Origin of the sequence: Vibrio aestuarianus (assembly GCF_012395185.1) — a bacterium.
In the GTDB taxonomy this organism is placed as follows: domain Bacteria; phylum Pseudomonadota; class Gammaproteobacteria; order Enterobacterales; family Vibrionaceae; genus Vibrio; species Vibrio aestuarianus.
The window spans coordinates 1-16,874 of sequence record NZ_JAAZTU010000053.1 but is presented as its reverse complement, the minus strand read 5'-3'; the positions used below and the strand labels follow the sequence as shown (position 1 = coordinate 16,874).

15 protein-coding genes and 1 tRNA gene are annotated in these 16,874 nt (G+C 41.8%); 7 read left to right on the top strand and 9 right to left on the bottom strand.

All coding sequences use genetic code 11. From position 1 onward, the window contains the following. Positions 1 to 134: 134 nt before the first annotated feature. Positions 135 to 809, bottom strand: a complete 675-nt coding sequence (locus tag HGG78_RS17620) for a hypothetical protein (protein ID WP_172533662.1) — start codon at positions 807 to 809, stop codon at positions 135 to 137. A gap of 752 nt (positions 810 to 1,561) precedes the next feature. On the opposite strand from HGG78_RS17620, the gene HGG78_RS19175 reads away from it, so the two are divergent. Further along, positions 1,562 to 1,696 carry a hypothetical protein gene (locus HGG78_RS19175; RefSeq protein ID WP_255091406.1) on the top strand — a complete coding sequence of 45 codons (135 nt, stop codon included), beginning with the start codon at positions 1,562 to 1,564 and terminating at the stop codon, positions 1,694 to 1,696. Between the two features lie 340 nt (positions 1,697 to 2,036). Here the strand turns inward: HGG78_RS19175 and HGG78_RS17615 are convergent, their stop codons facing one another. After that, entirely contained in the window at positions 2,037 to 2,444 is a 408-nt protein-coding gene (locus HGG78_RS17615; RefSeq protein ID WP_172533661.1) for a GNAT family N-acetyltransferase, read from the bottom strand. A 226-nt stretch (positions 2,445 to 2,670) separates the two neighbouring features. Here HGG78_RS17615 and HGG78_RS19170 point away from each other — a divergent pair, with 226 nt between their 5' ends. The 3 genes from HGG78_RS19170 to HGG78_RS17610 all read left to right on the top strand — a co-directional run bounded on the left by HGG78_RS19170 (position 2,671) and on the right by HGG78_RS17610 (position 6,391). After that, positions 2,671 to 2,805: a hypothetical protein gene (locus HGG78_RS19170; RefSeq protein WP_255091405.1), complete on the top strand. Its 135-nt coding sequence runs from the start codon at positions 2,671 to 2,673 to the stop codon at positions 2,803 to 2,805. Positions 2,806 to 4,317: 1,512 nt separating this feature from the next. Beyond that, positions 4,318 to 4,452 (top strand): hypothetical protein, encoded by a 135-nt coding sequence (locus tag HGG78_RS19165; protein WP_255091403.1) that lies wholly within the window; start codon positions 4,318 to 4,320, stop codon positions 4,450 to 4,452. A gap of 976 nt (positions 4,453 to 5,428) precedes the next feature. Further along, positions 5,429 to 6,391 (top strand): integron integrase, encoded by a 963-nt coding sequence (locus HGG78_RS17610; RefSeq protein ID WP_172533660.1) that lies wholly within the window; start codon positions 5,429 to 5,431, stop codon positions 6,389 to 6,391. 79 nt (positions 6,392 to 6,470) lie between these two features. On the opposite strand, the gene rplT is transcribed toward HGG78_RS17610, so the two are convergent. The 5 genes from rplT to HGG78_RS17585 all read right to left on the bottom strand — a co-directional run bounded on the left by rplT (position 6,471) and on the right by HGG78_RS17585 (position 11,824). Next, entirely contained in the window at positions 6,471 to 6,824 is a 354-nt protein-coding gene (gene rplT, locus HGG78_RS17605) for a 50S ribosomal protein L20 (protein WP_040992521.1), read from the bottom strand. 41 nt (positions 6,825 to 6,865) lie between these two features. Beyond that, a complete protein-coding gene (gene rpmI, locus HGG78_RS17600) occupies positions 6,866 to 7,060 on the bottom strand; it encodes a 50S ribosomal protein L35 (RefSeq protein WP_005377932.1) in 195 nt (64 codons plus the stop codon). 103 nt (positions 7,061 to 7,163) lie between these two features. Further along, a complete protein-coding gene (infC, locus tag HGG78_RS17595; protein WP_080996372.1) occupies positions 7,164 to 7,715 on the bottom strand; it encodes a translation initiation factor IF-3 in 552 nt (183 codons plus the stop codon). Positions 7,716 to 7,718: 3 nt separating this feature from the next. Beyond that, positions 7,719 to 9,647, bottom strand: coding sequence for a threonine--tRNA ligase (gene thrS / locus HGG78_RS17590; RefSeq protein WP_053311015.1), 1,929 nt, complete (start codon positions 9,645 to 9,647; stop codon positions 7,719 to 7,721). Between the two features lie 212 nt (positions 9,648 to 9,859). Continuing rightward, positions 9,860 to 11,824, bottom strand: a complete 1,965-nt coding sequence (locus HGG78_RS17585; protein ID WP_172533659.1) for a DEAD/DEAH box helicase — start codon at positions 11,822 to 11,824, stop codon at positions 9,860 to 9,862. A gap of 362 nt (positions 11,825 to 12,186) precedes the next feature. On the opposite strand from HGG78_RS17585, the gene rnb reads away from it, so the two are divergent. Then, entirely contained in the window at positions 12,187 to 14,217 is a 2,031-nt protein-coding gene (gene rnb / locus HGG78_RS17580; protein ID WP_172533658.1) for an exoribonuclease II, read from the top strand. Between the two features lie 94 nt (positions 14,218 to 14,311). On the opposite strand, the gene HGG78_RS17575 is transcribed toward rnb, so the two are convergent. Continuing rightward, on the bottom strand, positions 14,312 to 14,686 hold the full coding sequence (locus tag HGG78_RS17575) for a DUF3024 domain-containing protein (RefSeq protein WP_168524228.1): 375 nt from the start codon (positions 14,684 to 14,686) through the stop codon (positions 14,312 to 14,314). 164 nt (positions 14,687 to 14,850) lie between these two features. On the opposite strand from HGG78_RS17575, the gene HGG78_RS17570 reads away from it, so the two are divergent. After that, a complete protein-coding gene (locus HGG78_RS17570) occupies positions 14,851 to 15,675 on the top strand; it encodes a phosphate ABC transporter substrate-binding protein (protein ID WP_172533657.1) in 825 nt (274 codons plus the stop codon). 73 nt (positions 15,676 to 15,748) lie between these two features. Here the strand turns inward: HGG78_RS17570 and HGG78_RS17565 are convergent, their stop codons facing one another. Further along, complete coding sequence (locus HGG78_RS17565) at positions 15,749 to 16,426, bottom strand: MaoC family dehydratase (protein WP_172533656.1); 678 nt, start codon at positions 16,424 to 16,426, stop codon at positions 15,749 to 15,751. 323 nt (positions 16,427 to 16,749) lie between these two features. Here HGG78_RS17565 and HGG78_RS17560 point away from each other — a divergent pair. After that, positions 16,750 to 16,840, top strand: a tRNA-Ser gene (locus HGG78_RS17560). Positions 16,841 to 16,874: the final 34 nt, after the last annotated feature.

The window sequence follows — 16,874 nt, the reverse complement described above, 5'->3', positions numbered from 1 at the left end:
GAAGATCTGCAATGAAATTGCACACAAATTAAATACGCGCCCACGCAAAAGACTTGGGTATAGAACACCAACGGAGTATATTCATGCGCATCTGTAGAAAGTGTCGCACTTCAAACTTGATACTAAGTAAATGTTTACAGCCGTGCTTGAAAATCGTGATACTTTTTGTATCTAAAATTTCTAGAGTCTTTAAAACAAGGTGGTAAACCTGTAGGAAAGACATCTCCCCCTAGAAAGACCATAATTTCTGATAAGTATTCGTTTACCCTTAACCAGGAATTTCTAAATGATTCGATAATTTCTTCGTCGTAACCTTCGATATGCCACTCACGAACCAAAGCTAGAGCCTGAACTTCATCAGGTGCCAATGCCTGCATTAGAGTAGGATTACTTTTAGACATTTTAATAAATCGCTCAATTGCTAGATCACTATCTTCAAAAGGGTCTACATAAAAGCCAAATTGCATCTTGATCGTATACCCACGAATTGAGGCTACAAACGCCTTACTTTTAGGCTTTAACATTGATTTATGAACTATATGATTGCGATGACGAATTATCTGAGAGAAAAGAAAATCTTCCTTTTCTAATGATTTCCTTATTGGCTTATGCCAAGCAGGAAAACCTTCATGGTTCTGAAGTGCCATTGCAATCATGTCAGGTATTTCTCTCAAAGATCGAATAAATGCATTCATTGAATACCTTAAAGCATCAGCATTATGGTAGTGCTCTTCAATCTGATGAAGATACCAATGACTTTCATCCCACCGATCTAAGGCAGCTTCTATTTTTTTATGTACACAACTCATTCAATTTACCTAACGCCGCATTAAGTGGTGAGCGACGCTAAACACCAATATCTCGGCAAACCACTTAAATCACAAAACTGAATTTACACTAAAAACACCAAGCGTTGCGAATCCGTCTTAAATGCTTTGTTATGCAAATTCAATAAGATAAACATAAATTTACACCAAATTTGATTAAGAAAACAGTCGAAATATTGGTTAAGTGAACCAAGAATCAGCCCAAGCCCTAACCGTGACAAATAAGCCGCCAAAACAAAGCACACCTTTCAGCAACAAACCAAGCCTTTGAACCAGAAAAATTCAACGAGCAAAATATTCAGCGAACTCGACACTCTCGATTGGCTTGCCCTCTCTACACTTTGCGCCCGCTAAATTCACGACGCGCCAACGCGAAAAGCAATTGAGGCAAACAAAGAATCTTGTCTGTTTTACGGGTTAAGTTGACCACGAATTTGAAGCCGAAAATGTTCACTTGCCGACAACATAAAACGAATGGCCGGAGAAATCCCAAAGATTAAACCCCTAAATTTACCTGAGTTGCATAACGCCGCATTAAGTGGTGAGCAACGCTAACACCAAAGCCTCGACAAACCACTTAAAACACAAAAACTGAATTTACACTAAAACCGCCAAGCGTTGCGAATCCGTCTTAAATGCCTAGTTAGCTGCTGCACTTTTGCTAGCAACTTACGCCAAAATGACTAATTTAAAACACATTATTGCTTTCAAACCGCAAAGTAAAACGGACAGCTGTGAAATTGAAACCTAACCCACGAAATGCTTCTGGCAAAGAAGAAATGACCGAGAAAATTACCATTCCTGAGCATGGTAATTTACAAAGAATTCTATCGAAAAAGTCCGCCATAGAGCACTCGAAAAAAATTTAGGGATTCATCAATTTCAACATCAAAGAAGCCGCGCCAACGAAGTTAACAAACACAACACTTCCCGTAAGCAGACTTCGTTAAGTTCAAACACTTCCCGAAAAGTGCCACTGGCGAGATAGTTAAGAACCGAGATTTATCCGGTGTGTAGCTAGAAAACCAAAAGCCTTTCCACCTTAAATTCACAGTTTTTCTTAACCCCAGCTAACGCCGCATTAAGTGGTGAACAACGCAACCACCCAAGCCCAAACCTTGCCACATTTAGCACTAAAGCTGACCTAAGCTGAAACTGCCAAGCGTTGAGAATCCGTCTTAAATGCTTTGTTATGTGACAACTCTTCGATTAGTGATCATCTCCTGAATAGACCCACATCGGCTCAGTTTGACCTGCTCGTTCAAAGCCGAGAGACTTATAAAATTCAACTGCCTTACCGTCTGCTGTGAGCATTTGTTGATGAAATGAATGATATTTTGTTTGCATCAATTCCATCATTTTTCGTCCGACACCCTGACCTTGAAAATCAGGATGAACAAGCATATGCGGATAGTAAACAACCAGATACCCGTCAGAAATTGCATTACCTATACCGACAAGCTTCTTATCAATGCGTGCTGTCACTAGGCTATCGGAGTTAATCAGAGCTGGTAGTAACTTTTCAGGAACCTCAGCCGAAGACCAACCATTTGATTTATAAAGATTAACAACTTCTGATTGCTCAATATCCTTTTCAAATTGTACTAATACTTCCATTTTGACCTCCTGTCACATAACGCTGCGTTAAGTGGTGAGCAACGCGACCACAATCCTAAACCATTGCGCCTTAAACACAAAACTCAACCTAGAGCCGAAACTCCCAAGCGTTGGGAATCCGTCTTAAACGCCTAGTTAGCTGCTGCACTTTCGCTAGCAAATCACGCCAAAATGCCAAATTTGAAACACATTATTGCTTTCAAATGACAAAGTAAAACAGACAGCTGTGAAATTAAAGCCTAATCCACGAAATGCGCTTGGCAAAGAAGAAATGGCCGAGGAAATCCCCATTCCTGAGCATGGTAATTTGCAAAGAATTCTATCGGAAAAGCCAACGACAGAGCACACGAAACGAATTTAAGAATGCATAAATTTCAACACCAAAGAAGCCGCGCCAACGAACTTAACAAACACAACACTTCCCGTAAGCAGACTTCGTTGAGTTCAAACACTTCCCGAAAAGTGCCACTGGCGAGATAGTTGAGAAGCTGAGATTTGTCCGGTGTGTAGCTAGGAAACCGAAAGCCTTTCCACCCTAAATTCACCGTTTTTCTTAACCCCAGCTAACGCTGCGTTAAGTGGTGAGCAACGCGACCACAATCCTAAACCATTGCACCTTAAACACAAAACTCAACCTAGAGCCGAAACTCCCAAGCGTTGGGAATCCGTCTTAAACGCCTAGTTAGCTGCTGCACTTTCGCTAGCAAATTACGCCAAAATGCCTAATTTGAAAAACATTATTGCTTTCAAGCGGCAAAGTAAAACGGACAGCTGTGAAATTAAAACCCAATCCACGAAATGCGCTTGGCAAAGAAGAAATGACCGAGAAAATTACCATTCCTGAGCTCGGTAATTTACAAAGAATTCTATCGAAAAGCCAACAATAGAGCACACGCAACGAGTTTAGGCATTCATGAATTTCAACAGCAAAGAAGCCGCGCCAACGAACTTAACAAACACAACTCTTCCCGTAAGCAGACTTTGTTAAGTTCAAACACTTCCCGAAAAGTGCCACTGGCGAGATAGTTGAAAAGCTGAGATTTGTCTGGTGTGTAGCTAGAAAACCCAAAGCCTTTCCACCCTAAATTCACCGTTTTTCTTAACCCCAGCTAACGCTGCGTTAAGTGGTGAGCAACGCGACCACAATCCTAAACCATTGCGCCTTAAACACAAAACTCAACCTAGAGCCGAAACTCCCTAGCGTTGGGAATCCGTCTTAAACGCCTAGTTAGCTGCTGCACTTTAGCCGGAGATTGACTACCCAACGGCCTAATTTAAAACACATTATTGCTTTCAAACGACAAAGTAAAACGGACAATTTAGAAACTAAAACCTAATCCACGAAACGCACTTGGCAAAGAAGAAATAACAGGAAAACTTGACGAGCTTCTAGGACTTAAATTTACAAAGAATTCTTTCGAAGAAGCCAACGGCCAAGTGCGCAAAACCCATTTAGGCGCGAAAGAGCTTCAAAACCAAAGAAGCCACACCAAAGAAATAAACAAACACACCACTTCCCGTAAGAAGACTTCGGTTAGTTCAAGCACTTCACGAACAGTGCCACTGGCGAGATACATGGAAAAGTGCTGACTTTCAGGTGTAAAGCTAGAGCCTCAGACTAAGAAAAATAAACACGTAATTTTATGATTTCTCTTAACCTCAGCTAACGCCGCGTTAAGTGGTGAGCAACGCGACCACAGTCCTAAACCATTGCACCTTAAACACAAAACTCAACCTAGACCCGAAACTCCCAAGCGTTGGGAATCCGTCTTAAACGCCTAGTTAGCTGCTGCACTTTCGCTAGCAAATTACGCCAAAATGCCTAATTTGAAACACATTATTGCTTTCAAACGGCAAAGTAAAACGGACAGCTGTGAAATTAAAACCCAATCCACGAAATGCGCTTGGCAAAGAAGAAATGACCGAGAAAATTACCATTCCTGAGCATGGTAATTTGCAAAGAATTCTATCGAAAAAGCCAACGACAAAGCACACAAAACGAATTTAGGCATTTATGAATTTCAACAACAAAGAAGCCACGCCAACGAACTTAACAAACACAAAACTTCCCGTAAGCAGACTTCGTTAAGTTCAAACACTTCCCGAAAAGTGCCACTGGCGAGATAGTTGAAAAGCTGAGATTTGTCCGGTGTGTAGCTAGAAAACCGAAAGCCTTTCCACCCTAAATTCACCGTTTTTCTTAACCCCAGCTAACGCCCAATTAAGTGGTGAACAACGCACTGGCCAAGCCGCTGCATTGCACCATAAAACACTTTACTCAACGCATAGTAAAACTGCCACGCGTTGAGAATCCACTTGAATTGCTTGTTATGTGAATTTTACCGTGAATTCAAAGTAAACCACCGTAGAAATAAAGAGATTTGAATAAGTTACGTAAAAAACGATGCTGACCAAAACCTAAATTTCACAGCGCTCTGAGCCAAAGAGAGCCACTTGCAGAATCAACAACAAAGAAAGCGCCCTTTCAGCCACAACAAAACCTTTTACTTCACCAGACTTTCAGAGCTGAACTTCAGCAAGAGAGTCAGTCAAAAAGACATTTCAATTAAAGCGATTTGAAACCGACGAATCTCAACACAAACCAGATCCAAAACTTAATTGAGGCAACCCAAGAACCTTGAAAACGATAAATCTCAGATTGTTCAAGAATCCATTTTGACAAGCCAACTTGCCGAAAACACGGAGCGAATTCTCAATAAAATCGTAGAATTAACCTCAAAAACTCATCAAACACATAACGCTATCTATACTGCTATTTGCCTACTTTTATTTTATTCCTTCGCCATCTATCACACCATCAAATTAGTCTAAAATTTGTATAAAAATATTTATATTCAGTTAATTACAATATTGAACAACATGAAGAAGATCGCATTAGACGGATTTTTGTAACTTAGCCAATTGACTAGTAAGAAAAGCATACTACTGTATATACATACATGCCATTGAACTAAAGGATTGCAATGAAATCACAATTCATCTTAAGTATAAAAGAGTATATGCAAGCACGCCATTATGCGAATAAAACAATCGAGGCTTACTTACATTGGATTACTCGATACATTGTTTACCACGATAAAATACACCCGATGAAAATGGGAGACAATGAGGTAGAAGCCTTTTTGACTAATTTAGCTGTTAAAGGAAAAGTTGCAGCTAAAACTCAAGCTCTAGCGCTAAACTCATTACACTTTTTGTACCGTGAGATAATAAAAGAACCGCTTTCTATTAACATGAACTTTAAAAAGTCACAATTAGATAGAAAATTACCCGTGGTGATGACTAGAGATGAAACAAAACGATTTCTAGAACACATAGACCCACGTTATCAGCTACCAATCAAACTACTATACGGATCAGGGCTAAGGCTTATGGAATGTGTTAGATTACGTATACAAGATATTGATTATGACTACGGTGCAGTGAGAATTTGGCAAGGAAAAGGTGGGAAAAACCGAACCGTTACACTAGCTAAGGAGCTCTACCCTCAGCTAAAAGAGCAGCAAGCCTTAGCAAAAAGATACTATGATAAAGATATGCAAACAAAAGGATATGGTGGTGTATGGCTTTCAAATGCACTCAGTGAAAAGTATCCCCATGCTGCTTATGAATTCAATTGGCATTACCTGTTTCCCTCACATTTAATTTCTCTCGATAAAGAGACAGGTTTAAAACGTAGACAGCACATCAACGAATCGGCAGTACAGCGCGCGGTTAGAAAGACTGCACGTGATGCAGAAATTAAAAAAAGTATTTCATGCCATACCCTAAGGCACAGTTTTGCTACACATCTCCTTGAATCAGGAGCCGATATTAGGACTGTTCAAGAACAACTTGGGCATAGCGATGTGAAAACCACCCAAATTTATACACATGTATTGGATAGAGGTGCAAATGGAGTACTAAGCCCACTATCTCGGTTATAAAATCAATGACAAAATATGAAATGTCGATAAAGAAAAAAGGAGAGCAAATGCTCTCCTTTTTCTTAAACCTGACTGCTAATTAAAGAGCAGCTTTCGCTTTTTCAACTAGAACTGCAAATGCAGCTTTGTCGAATACCGCGATATCGGCAAGGATCTTACGATCGATCTCGATAGATGCTTTCTTAAGACCGTTAATGAAACGGCTGTAAGATAGACCATTCTGGCGAGATGCAGCGTTGATACGCGCAATCCATAGCTGACGGAACTGACGCTTTTTAGTGCGACGGTCACGGTAAGCGTATTGACCAGCTTTGGTAACTGCTTGGAAAGCTACGCGGTAAACACGTGAACGTGCTCCGTAGTAACCTTTAGCTTGTTTTAGAACTTTCTTATGACGTGCACGAGCTTGTACACCACGTTTTACGCGAGGCATTATGCTTCTCCTAAACTAAACGATAAATAAACTAAAAAGAATTAAGCGTATGGCAACATACGGATAACTGCAGCCACTTCACATTTAGGAAGGATTGCATTTGGACGTAGTTGACGCTTGTTCTTAGTAGTACGCTTAGTCAAGATGTGACGTTTTGTAGCGTGCTTGTACTTAATACCACCAGCAGTTTTCTTGAAACGCTTAGCAGCACCTTTGTTGGTTTTCATCTTAGGCATGATGAATAACTCCGCATTGTAGTAGTTTAATAACAATGTAATTAGGGCGAATAAAACCTTGCCGTTTTTCAACAGCAAGGTTTTATTACTTGTCAGCCGTTAATTACTTCTTTTTAGGGGCAAGCATCATGATCATCTGACGTGCTTCAATTCGACTCGGGAAAGATTCTACTACTGCTAAATCAGCGGTATCTTCTTTCAAACGATGAAGAACATCAACACCGATGTCTTGGTGCGCCATCTCTCGGCCACGGAAGCGAATAGTAACTTTCACTTTGTTGCCTTCTTCAAGGAAACGCGTCAGGTTGCGTAGTTTTACCTGATAGTCTCCAATATCAGTCCCAGGACGGAATTTAATTTCCTTAATCTGGATCTGCTTTTGCTTCTTCTTCTGCTCTTTAGCAGACTTGCTCTTTTCAAAGAGGAACTTGCCATAGTCCATCACACGACAAACTGGTGGCTCGGCGTTAGGGCTGATCTCTACAAGATCCATACCAGCTTCTACAGCAGCTTCAAGTGCTTCGTTGATTGATACAACACCAACGGGTTCACCATCTGCGCCAGTTAAACGAACTTCACGAACGCCACGAATTTCACCGTTTAAACGGTGCTGGTTTGGTTTGGCCGGCTGTTGGCCACGTCTTCCGCCTTTAATAGTTTATTCCTCCAGATTGAGCTTACGGCTCGAAACTTCGGCTTGGATGTATGAAATTAAATCATCCACTTTAAACTTGCCTAAGTCCTTACCCCTACGAGTACGTACTGCGATTTCGCCAGCTTCCATCTCTTGGTCGCCACAAACCAGCATATACGGTACACGTTTCAAAGTGTGTTCGCGGATTTTAAAGCCAATCTTCTCATTTCTCAAGTCTGCTTTAGCTCTAATTCCACATTTTTGTAGTTTTTGCGCTACTTCTTGAGCATAAACTGCCTGTTTGTCAGTTATGTTCATAATAACGGCTTGTTCAGGTGCCAACCACGTAGGGAAGAAACCTGCATATTCTTCAATTAGAATACCAATGAAGCGCTCTAACGAGCCAAGGATCGCTCGGTGAATCATCACAGGAACTAATCGCTCATTGTTCTCACCAACATAGGTTGCACCTAAACGAGTTGGTAAGTTGAAATCAAGCTGTACTGTACCACATTGCCACGCGCGATCTAAGCAATCATGCAAAGTAAATTCGATTTTAGGACCATAGAAAGCACCTTCGCCTTCTTGAATCTCATATTCGATGCCCATAGCTTCAAGAGATAACTTCAGAGCTTCTTCTGATTTGTCCCAAATTTCGTCACTACCTACACGCTTTTCAGGGCGAGTTGATAACTTCACAACAATATTGTCAAAACCAAAGGTTGTGTAAGTATCGTAGACCATTTTAATACAAGAAGTGACTTCTTGTTGAATTTGGTCTTCTGTACAGAAAATATGAGCATCATCTTGTGTGAAACCACGAACACGCATAATTCCGTGTAGTGAACCTGACGGTTCATTACGGTGACACGAACCAAACTCAGCCATACGTAGTGGCAAGTCACGGTAAGATTTTAGACCTTGATTAAAAATCTGAACATGGCCTGGGCAGTTCATTGGCTTGATTGCATATTCACGATTCTCTGAAGAAGTTGTAAACATGGCATCAGCGTACTTATCCCAGTGACCAGAACGTTCCCAAAGCACGCGGTCCATCATCAACGGACCTTTCACTTCTTGGTAATCATACTCGCTCAGTTTTTGACGAATAAATACTTCAAGATCACGGAAAATTGACCAACCATTATGATGCCAGAACACCATGCCAGGTGCTTCTTGTTGCATGTGGAATAGGTCTAAGTGCTTACCAATTTTACGATGGTCACGTTTAGCTGCTTCTTCTAAACGCGTTAAATGCGCTTGCAGCGCTTTCTTATCGTGGAAAGCAGTACCGTAGATACGTTGCAGCATTTTGTTGTCGCTGTTACCGCGCCAATATGCACCAGCAACACTCAATAATGTAAAGTGTTGGCAAAAGCTCATATTTGGTACGTGTGGACCACGACACATATCTATGTATTCTTCATGATGATAAAGACCTGGTCGATCATCACGAGATACATTTTCATCCAAAATTTCAATTTTGTATGTTTCACCGCGAGCTTCAAAAGCATCACGAGCTTCCTGCCAACTGACTTTCTTTTTAACGACTTGATATTTCGTCTTAGCCAACTCTTTCATGCGCTTTTCGATCTGTTCTAAATCGTCTTGCGTTAAAGATTGCTCAAGGTCGATGTCATAGTAAAAGCCGCTATCGATCGTCGGGCCAATCGCCATTTTCGCTTGTGGGTAAAGTTGCTTTAATGCATGACCTAGCAAGTGTGCGCAAGAGTGACGCACAATTTCTAAACCATCAACTTCATCTTTAGCAGTAATGATTTCAAGGCTGGCATCGTTTTCGATAAGGTCGCATGCATCAACACGCACCCCATCAACACGACCTGCAATGGTTGCTTTCGCAAGACCTGGGCCAATTGAAGCTGCAACTTCCATTGTAGATATAGGGTTATCGAAATGACGCTGACTGCCGTCAGGAAGAGTAATAATAGGCATGTTATATCCTTACAGTGGTGTTGCATACCAAGCAACACATGTTTATTTGAATGGAAAATAAGTCATCAAAGATCAATCGGTAACACGAATACCGGAACTTCAATGAAGTGAGGATTTTAACTAGCTCACACTAGCGATGTAAAGCGCGAATAGTCCAAATAAAAAGAAAAAGCCCACGGCACTAACCATGGGCTTAGTAATTACACTATGAATTACGCTTCGCTGCGACGTGGGCGACTAGCACCACCAGTACTGCTGCCATTACCGTGACCACGTTCGCCACGGAAGTTACCACGGTGGTCACCACCACGGTTGCGATCAAAACGACGCTCACCATCGCGGCCAGAAACAGCACCACCTTCACGGTTACCACGGAAGCCACCTTCACGACCACCACGACCAGCGCTTGCACCAGCTTCACGGTTGCGGAAACCGCCATTGCCGCCTTCACGACGAGCACCGTTACCACCTTCACGACGGCCACGAGACTCACGGAAATCATCAAAATCACAAACCACTGCGCCCACTTCTTTTTGGCGAATACGTAGCTTGCGCAGTTTACCTGTCACGTCTGATGACATCGCTTTTGGAAGTTGAACGAATGTATGACCTTGCGCTAGCTTAATCGCACCGATAGAGCCTTTGGTTAAACCAAGCTCGTTCGCTAATGCGCCAACGATGTCTTTAACTTGAACGCCTTGCTCACGGCCAACTTGAAGTTGGTAAGTATCCCAATCTGTATTTGAGGTACCGTATTCACGACGGCTGCCTTCGCGGCCACCTTCACGACGATCACCACCTTCTTTACGATCACGGCGACGCGTTTTTTCACGCTCAATCGCTTCAATCATTGGGTCAGCACCTACGTAGAACAGAGGGCGCTTACCTTGTTGGCGTTTAAGTAAAATAGCAGCTAAAGTCGCAGCATCAATTTCTAAGCTTTCTTGTAGCTTTTCAATCAACTCAGCAAATTTGTCTAACGCTGTGTGACCTTTTTCAGCTTCTAGTTCTGCGCCTAATTTGACAAGACGAGACTCAGCTACTTTGTCACGCAGTGGCAGTTGAATTTCTTCCATTGAAGAACGTGTAACACGCTCGATAGTGCGAAGCATACGAATTTGGTTAGTACGAACAAGAAGGATCGCCTTACCTTTACGTCCAGCACGACCAGTACGACCGATTCGGTGAATGTATGACTCAACGTCAAATGGAATATCGTAGTTAAATACGTGTGTAATACGAGGCACATCAAGACCACGCGCTACAACGTCGGTTGCTACAAGAATATCAATCACACCTTGTTTGATATGATCAACAGTACGTTCACGCAATGACTGAGGAATATCACCGTGGAGTGCTGCCGCTTTAAAGCCACGTGCAGACAACCAGTCAGCCAAACGCTCAGTATCTTGGCGAGTACGTACGAATACGATTGAAGCATCGGTCTCTTCTGTTTCAAGAAGACGAGACATTGCTTCGTCTTTCTCTACGCCTTTCACTACCCAGTATTGCTGCTCTACTTTTGCAACAGTTTGGTTTGAACCAGCAACGTCAACACGCGCAGGATCACGTAGGTAGCGATCAACAATAGTCTTAACCATTGGTGGCATAGTCGCAGAGAACAATACACGCTGAGCTGTGTCAGGTGCTTGTTCCATGATCCACGTTACATCATCAACGAAGCCCATTTTTAACATTTCGTCAGCTTCATCTAGAACGAATGTGTGGCATTCGTCTAAGTGTAGACGGTCACGAGTGATCAAATCTTTTACACGACCAGGAGTACCAACCACAATGTGAGCACCTGATTTAAGTGCACGCATTTGATCAACAATAGAAGCACCACCGTAGATCTCAAGAACTTTGAGACCTTGAATTTTCTGGCCAAGGTTTTTGATTTCTGCGGCAACTTGAATGGCTAGCTCACGAGTAGGAGCCATCACAATCGCTTGTGGTTTGTACTGAGAAAGATTTAGCTTATTTAATAGAGGCAGAGAAAACGCAGCCGTTTTACCTGTACCTGTTTGTGCTTTACCTAGCGCATCTTTACCTTCGAGAAGGAAAGGAATAGCTGCTGCTTGAATAGGTGTTGGAGAAACGAATCCCATTTCATTTAAAGCTGATAGAATTGAGTCGTTCAGGGCTAATTCACTGAATTGAATTACAGAGTCTTGCATGGAGATCCCACTAGATTAATTAACAAAAGGTCCCACGAGCTCTACCAATTCCAATACCGATCCAATAAAAGAGCTGAGTTCCGTTCAGATGCGGATAAGTCTTAAAACGCATCAAGCCGCTAGGGACATATAAGGGACGCGGATTATTCCCTAAAAGCATAAAAAAAGCCAGTAAAAATTGAATTACATCACATATTTCTCTCATAAACACCATTTCAGCATATAAATTCACCGAAAATTGATGAAAATTTGCGTCATGGTAAAACGATGAGGATACAGGTTGGCAAAAATAGCGCTTTCGGTAGTAATCATCCCTCTCAATGATTATAGTGTGCTTAATCACATTCGTTAGAAAAAGACACATGTTTCAAGATAATCCACTACTCGCTCAGCTCAAACAACAAATCCAAGAAAACCTGCCCAAAAAAGAAGGCACGATCAAAGCGACAGATAAAGGCTTTGGCTTTTTAGAGGTCGACAGCAAAAAAAGCTTCTTTATTCCGCCTCCATACATGAAAAAGTGTCTTCACGGCGATAAAGTGATCGCTATCATTCGCACTGAGAATGAAAAAGAAGTAGCAGAGCCTCAAGAGTTGGTAGAACAGTCTCTAACACGATTTATCGGCCGCGTGAAACTATTGAAAGGAAAATTGCACGTTACGCCTGATCTTCCTCAGTTAAAGAAACTCTCTTTAAAAGCGAAAGTACAAAAAGGACTCAATCCTGAACATTTTGCTGAAAATGATTGGGTGGTAGCACAACTTACTCGCCATCCTTTAAAGGATGATAGTGGGTTCTTTGTTGAGATCACTCAGAAAATCACAGATGCAAACGATAAAATTGCTCCTTGGTGGGTAACATTGGCTGAAAATGATCTCCCCAACAGTGAGCCGGAAGGTATTGATCACTGGGAGATAAAAGATGACGCAGATCTAGAGCGCATCGATATGACGCATATTCCTTTCGTGACAATCGATGGTGCTTCAACGAAAGATATGGATGATGCACTTTATGCTCAGAAAACTGAAAACGGTGATTTCAAACTAACCATCGCAATTGCCGACCCAACGGCCTACATCGCTCCCGAAGATGAAATGGATAAAGTTGCTCGTGAGCGAGGCTTCACTATTTATCTACCGGGCCGCAACATTCCAATGCTTCCGCGCGATTTAGCCGATGAGCTATGCTCTTTGATGGAAAATGAAATCCGCCCAGCCCTTTGCTGTAGTGTGACCGTTACTAAAGATGGTGTGATTGGTGATGACATCCACTTCTTTGCAGCCAATATTAAATCACACGCTCGATTAGTGTATGACCACCTATCCGATTGGTTAGAGAATGGTCACTCTGACGATTGGCAACCTAGCGAAGAGATCGCGACCGTTGTACGTGCACTTTATGACTTCTCTTTGGCTCGCGTACAATGGCGCGAGACTCACGCTGTTGTTTTCCCAGATCGCCCAGATTACCGATTTGAACTCAGTGAAGATAATGACGTGATTGCTATCCATGCTGATATGCGTCGTTCCGCAAATCGTTTGGTTGAAGAGGCAATGATCACCGCTAACATTTGTGCAGGTAAAACGCTGCGAGATAGCTTCGGACAAGGCGTTTTCAATACACATGCTGGCTTTAAACCTGAGAAAATCGCGGATGTGGTTGAAATGGTCAACCCAACGGGTGAACTTGAATTCAACGCAGAGAACCTTACGGCCCTTGAAGGATTTGCTGCGGTACGTCGCTGGCTATGCAAACAAGAGACTAGCTACTTAGATAACCGTATACGTAAATGCCAAGCATACAGTGAAATTGGTAATCAACCCCTACCTCACTATGCGATGGGTTTAGATATCTACGCAACTTGGACATCTCCAATTCGTAAATATGGCGATATGATCAACCATCGTATGTTGAAGGCGCATATTCTTGGCAAAGAGCCAATACAAAGACCCGATGAAACCGTGGGTGAAGAGCTCGCATTGCATCGTAAACATCACAATATGGCAGAACGTAATGTTGGCGATTGGCTGTATGTGCGTACTCTTGCGGATGAACCAAGTAAAGGAACCAAATTTACTGCAGAAATTTTCGATATTAATCGCGCTGGTATGCGTGTACGCCTTGTTGAAAACGGCGCTGCAGCCTTCATTCCTGGTTCTCTAATTCTCAACAATAAAGAGCGTCTAGAATGTAATAACGATAACGGCACGGTTCTGGTTGATAAAGAAGTGGTCTTTAAGTTGGGCGACACTTTAGAAGTGGTTTTAGCAGAGGTAAACCAAGAAAATCGTAGCCTAGTTGCCAAACCGACACAAATTTTCGCTGATGCGCCTGTTGCTACTGAACCTTCAGATTCTGTACCTGAAGCTAATGAGCAACAAACAGCTAAGTAACACGTTTCACTTAAATCAGAAAAAGGCATTCTTCGGGGTGCCTTTTTTACGATTAGTCACTCACAGAGCCTATAGATAATAAAAAAACCTAAACTTACCAAAAATATGACTTAGGATCTTTTTCAATTTCTCTGATTAAAGCGGTTAAATCATCGCTTTTCGGTAAATAGGGATAAGGCTGCCACGACTGCATATCTTGCTGACCATTGAGAATATGCTTCGCTGAACTATGGTCACTGGGAATGTATAAACCCCATTGCAGTTCTTCTCGAATTACTTTGGCAACAATGCTCGAATAATCAGAATGGGTTGAGTCTAACTTGTAATGATGTTTAATAAACTGTACCCCATCAGCGATAGGCTCAAAGCACGATTTCCCCAACTCCACAGGCAAACTTTGGTTACGGTTGTGGCAAACTAACTCTGCCCTTCGCTCCAATTGACGTTGTAACAAATTCACTACCGCCATATAAACCTCGATGAAAAGTGGATTACCTCGCTGACTATAACTGACTTACAGCATGAGGGGAGATAAAAAACTAACTCAACTCTCCCATTTCGATTTCCATTCACAAAAGTGTCATCTGTACGACATATTATAGCCGCTCAATTCATAACTATATTGGAGTCTTTATGTTTCGAGTCGCGCTTGCAGCACTACTCTCAACCTCTTTATTTACTCAGTTTGTCTTCGCAAGTGAAATCAATATTTCAGGCTCAACTTCGGTCGCTCGAATCATGGATGTATTTGCTGAAGACTACAATGCCAGTCACCCGGACACTTATATCGCGGTTCAAGGCGTGGGGTCGACCGCAGGTATCACACTATTGAAAAAAGGCGTTGCTTCGATAGGAATGAGTTCACGTTATCTCACAGAAAATGAACAAGATGACGCCATGACAACATTGCCTATCGCCTACGATGGATTAGCCGTTGTTGTGAATCGTTCAAATTCTGTTGAAAACCTCTCTAGACAGCAGTTGTATGACATCTATAAAGGTAAAATCACTAATTGGAAGCAAGTGGGTGGCAATGACCAAAAAATCGCGGTAGTAACACGTGAAGCTTCTTCGGGTTCTCGGTACAGCTTTGAAAGTCTGCTAGGGCTCACTAAAGTTATCAATGATCGCTTAGTTTCCGACATTAACCCTAATAACTTAGTCGTCAATAGCAACAGTATGGTTAAAACATTGGTAAACCATAACCCACAAGCGATTGGTTTTATTTCAACTGGCTCTGTGGACAAATCGATTAAAGCGATAAAATTTGAAGGTGTGGAAGCAACCGCTAAAAACATCACGAGCCATGAATACCAACTTTCACGACCATTTTTAGTTCTGTACTACCCACAAAAAATGACGGAGGAAGTGAAAGCGTTCATTTCATATCTAGGTTCAGACAAAGCCAATGCACTCATCGATGAATATGGTTACATTCCGTTGAACGCTCATAAATAACAACATCAACTTGTAGTTCAAATAGCAAAAAAGGAGAGCATAATGCTCTCCCCTTTTTTAAATTCATTCAAGATTAAAAATGCAGTTGAATTACCGAAGTAACAACGCACCCCGGTCTGCGCACACCTTCAATCTCGATTTTAATTTCTCGTTCAATCTCTAAGCCTTTTTTAATCGGCGTTACTTTTAATAAAGTACTTACCGCTCGAACGCGGTTACCAGACTTAACAGGATAAGGAAACCTTACTTGGTTCAGACCAACGTTGACCACCATTTTTGCCGTTGGGAACAGCAGTTTACTCGGATCAACGCTGTCAGTTAACTTAGGCAGTAAAGATAAGGTCAGAAAATCGTGCGCTATAGTTGTCTTGAACGGTGAATCTACCTCTGCTTTTTCAGGATCGGTGTGAATCCATTGCATATCTTCAGTGACTTGACCAAACTGGTTGATACGTTGTTGATCTACAGTCATCCAATCACCAGTATGAATCACATCGCCAATTTGAGCTTGTAGTTGGTTATAGAGCGTCTGCGCTTCTGGCTTTAATTGAATAGGTTCAGCAACGGGAATATCTTCATTAACCGCTGGCTGGTGAAAATCTCTAACCCAAGAAAACAACTGACGGCTATTTGTTCTATGTAAAAACTCCCCCCAATACTCTCGTACTGTAGGAGAAACCCAATGCATAAACTCAGATTGATACTTACTCATTGAATCACCGCGATGCTTAAAAAGATTCTCGACTTTCATCTAAACCTCAATGATTATCTAAAAATGATGGAATTTGCTAATTTTGAAGCAGTTCACAGTTATCTGCAAACATTTTCGAGCGCACACATGTTCCCTGAACACTAATAAATCATTATTTTTCAACAAAATAGCAATAAAACACTATTTTATTAGACTTATAAAAAATAGAGTAATTACCTGAAAAAATCAAATCAAAATGTATCTATAAAGACATCACCGCTGATGCTGACTCTTTCATTTGTACAGCAATTAGCCAAACAGAACAGACTTAATAAATTATTACTTTACAAGACACTAGCCAATAACTATGATTAGCGCCGTACGGAGAGATGGCTGAGTGGTCGAAAGCACCGGTCTTGAAAACCGGCAAGGGTTTGTAGCCCTTCTAGGGTTCAAATCCCTATCTCTCCGCCACATTCAAGAGATAACCCACTGGAAACAGTGGGTT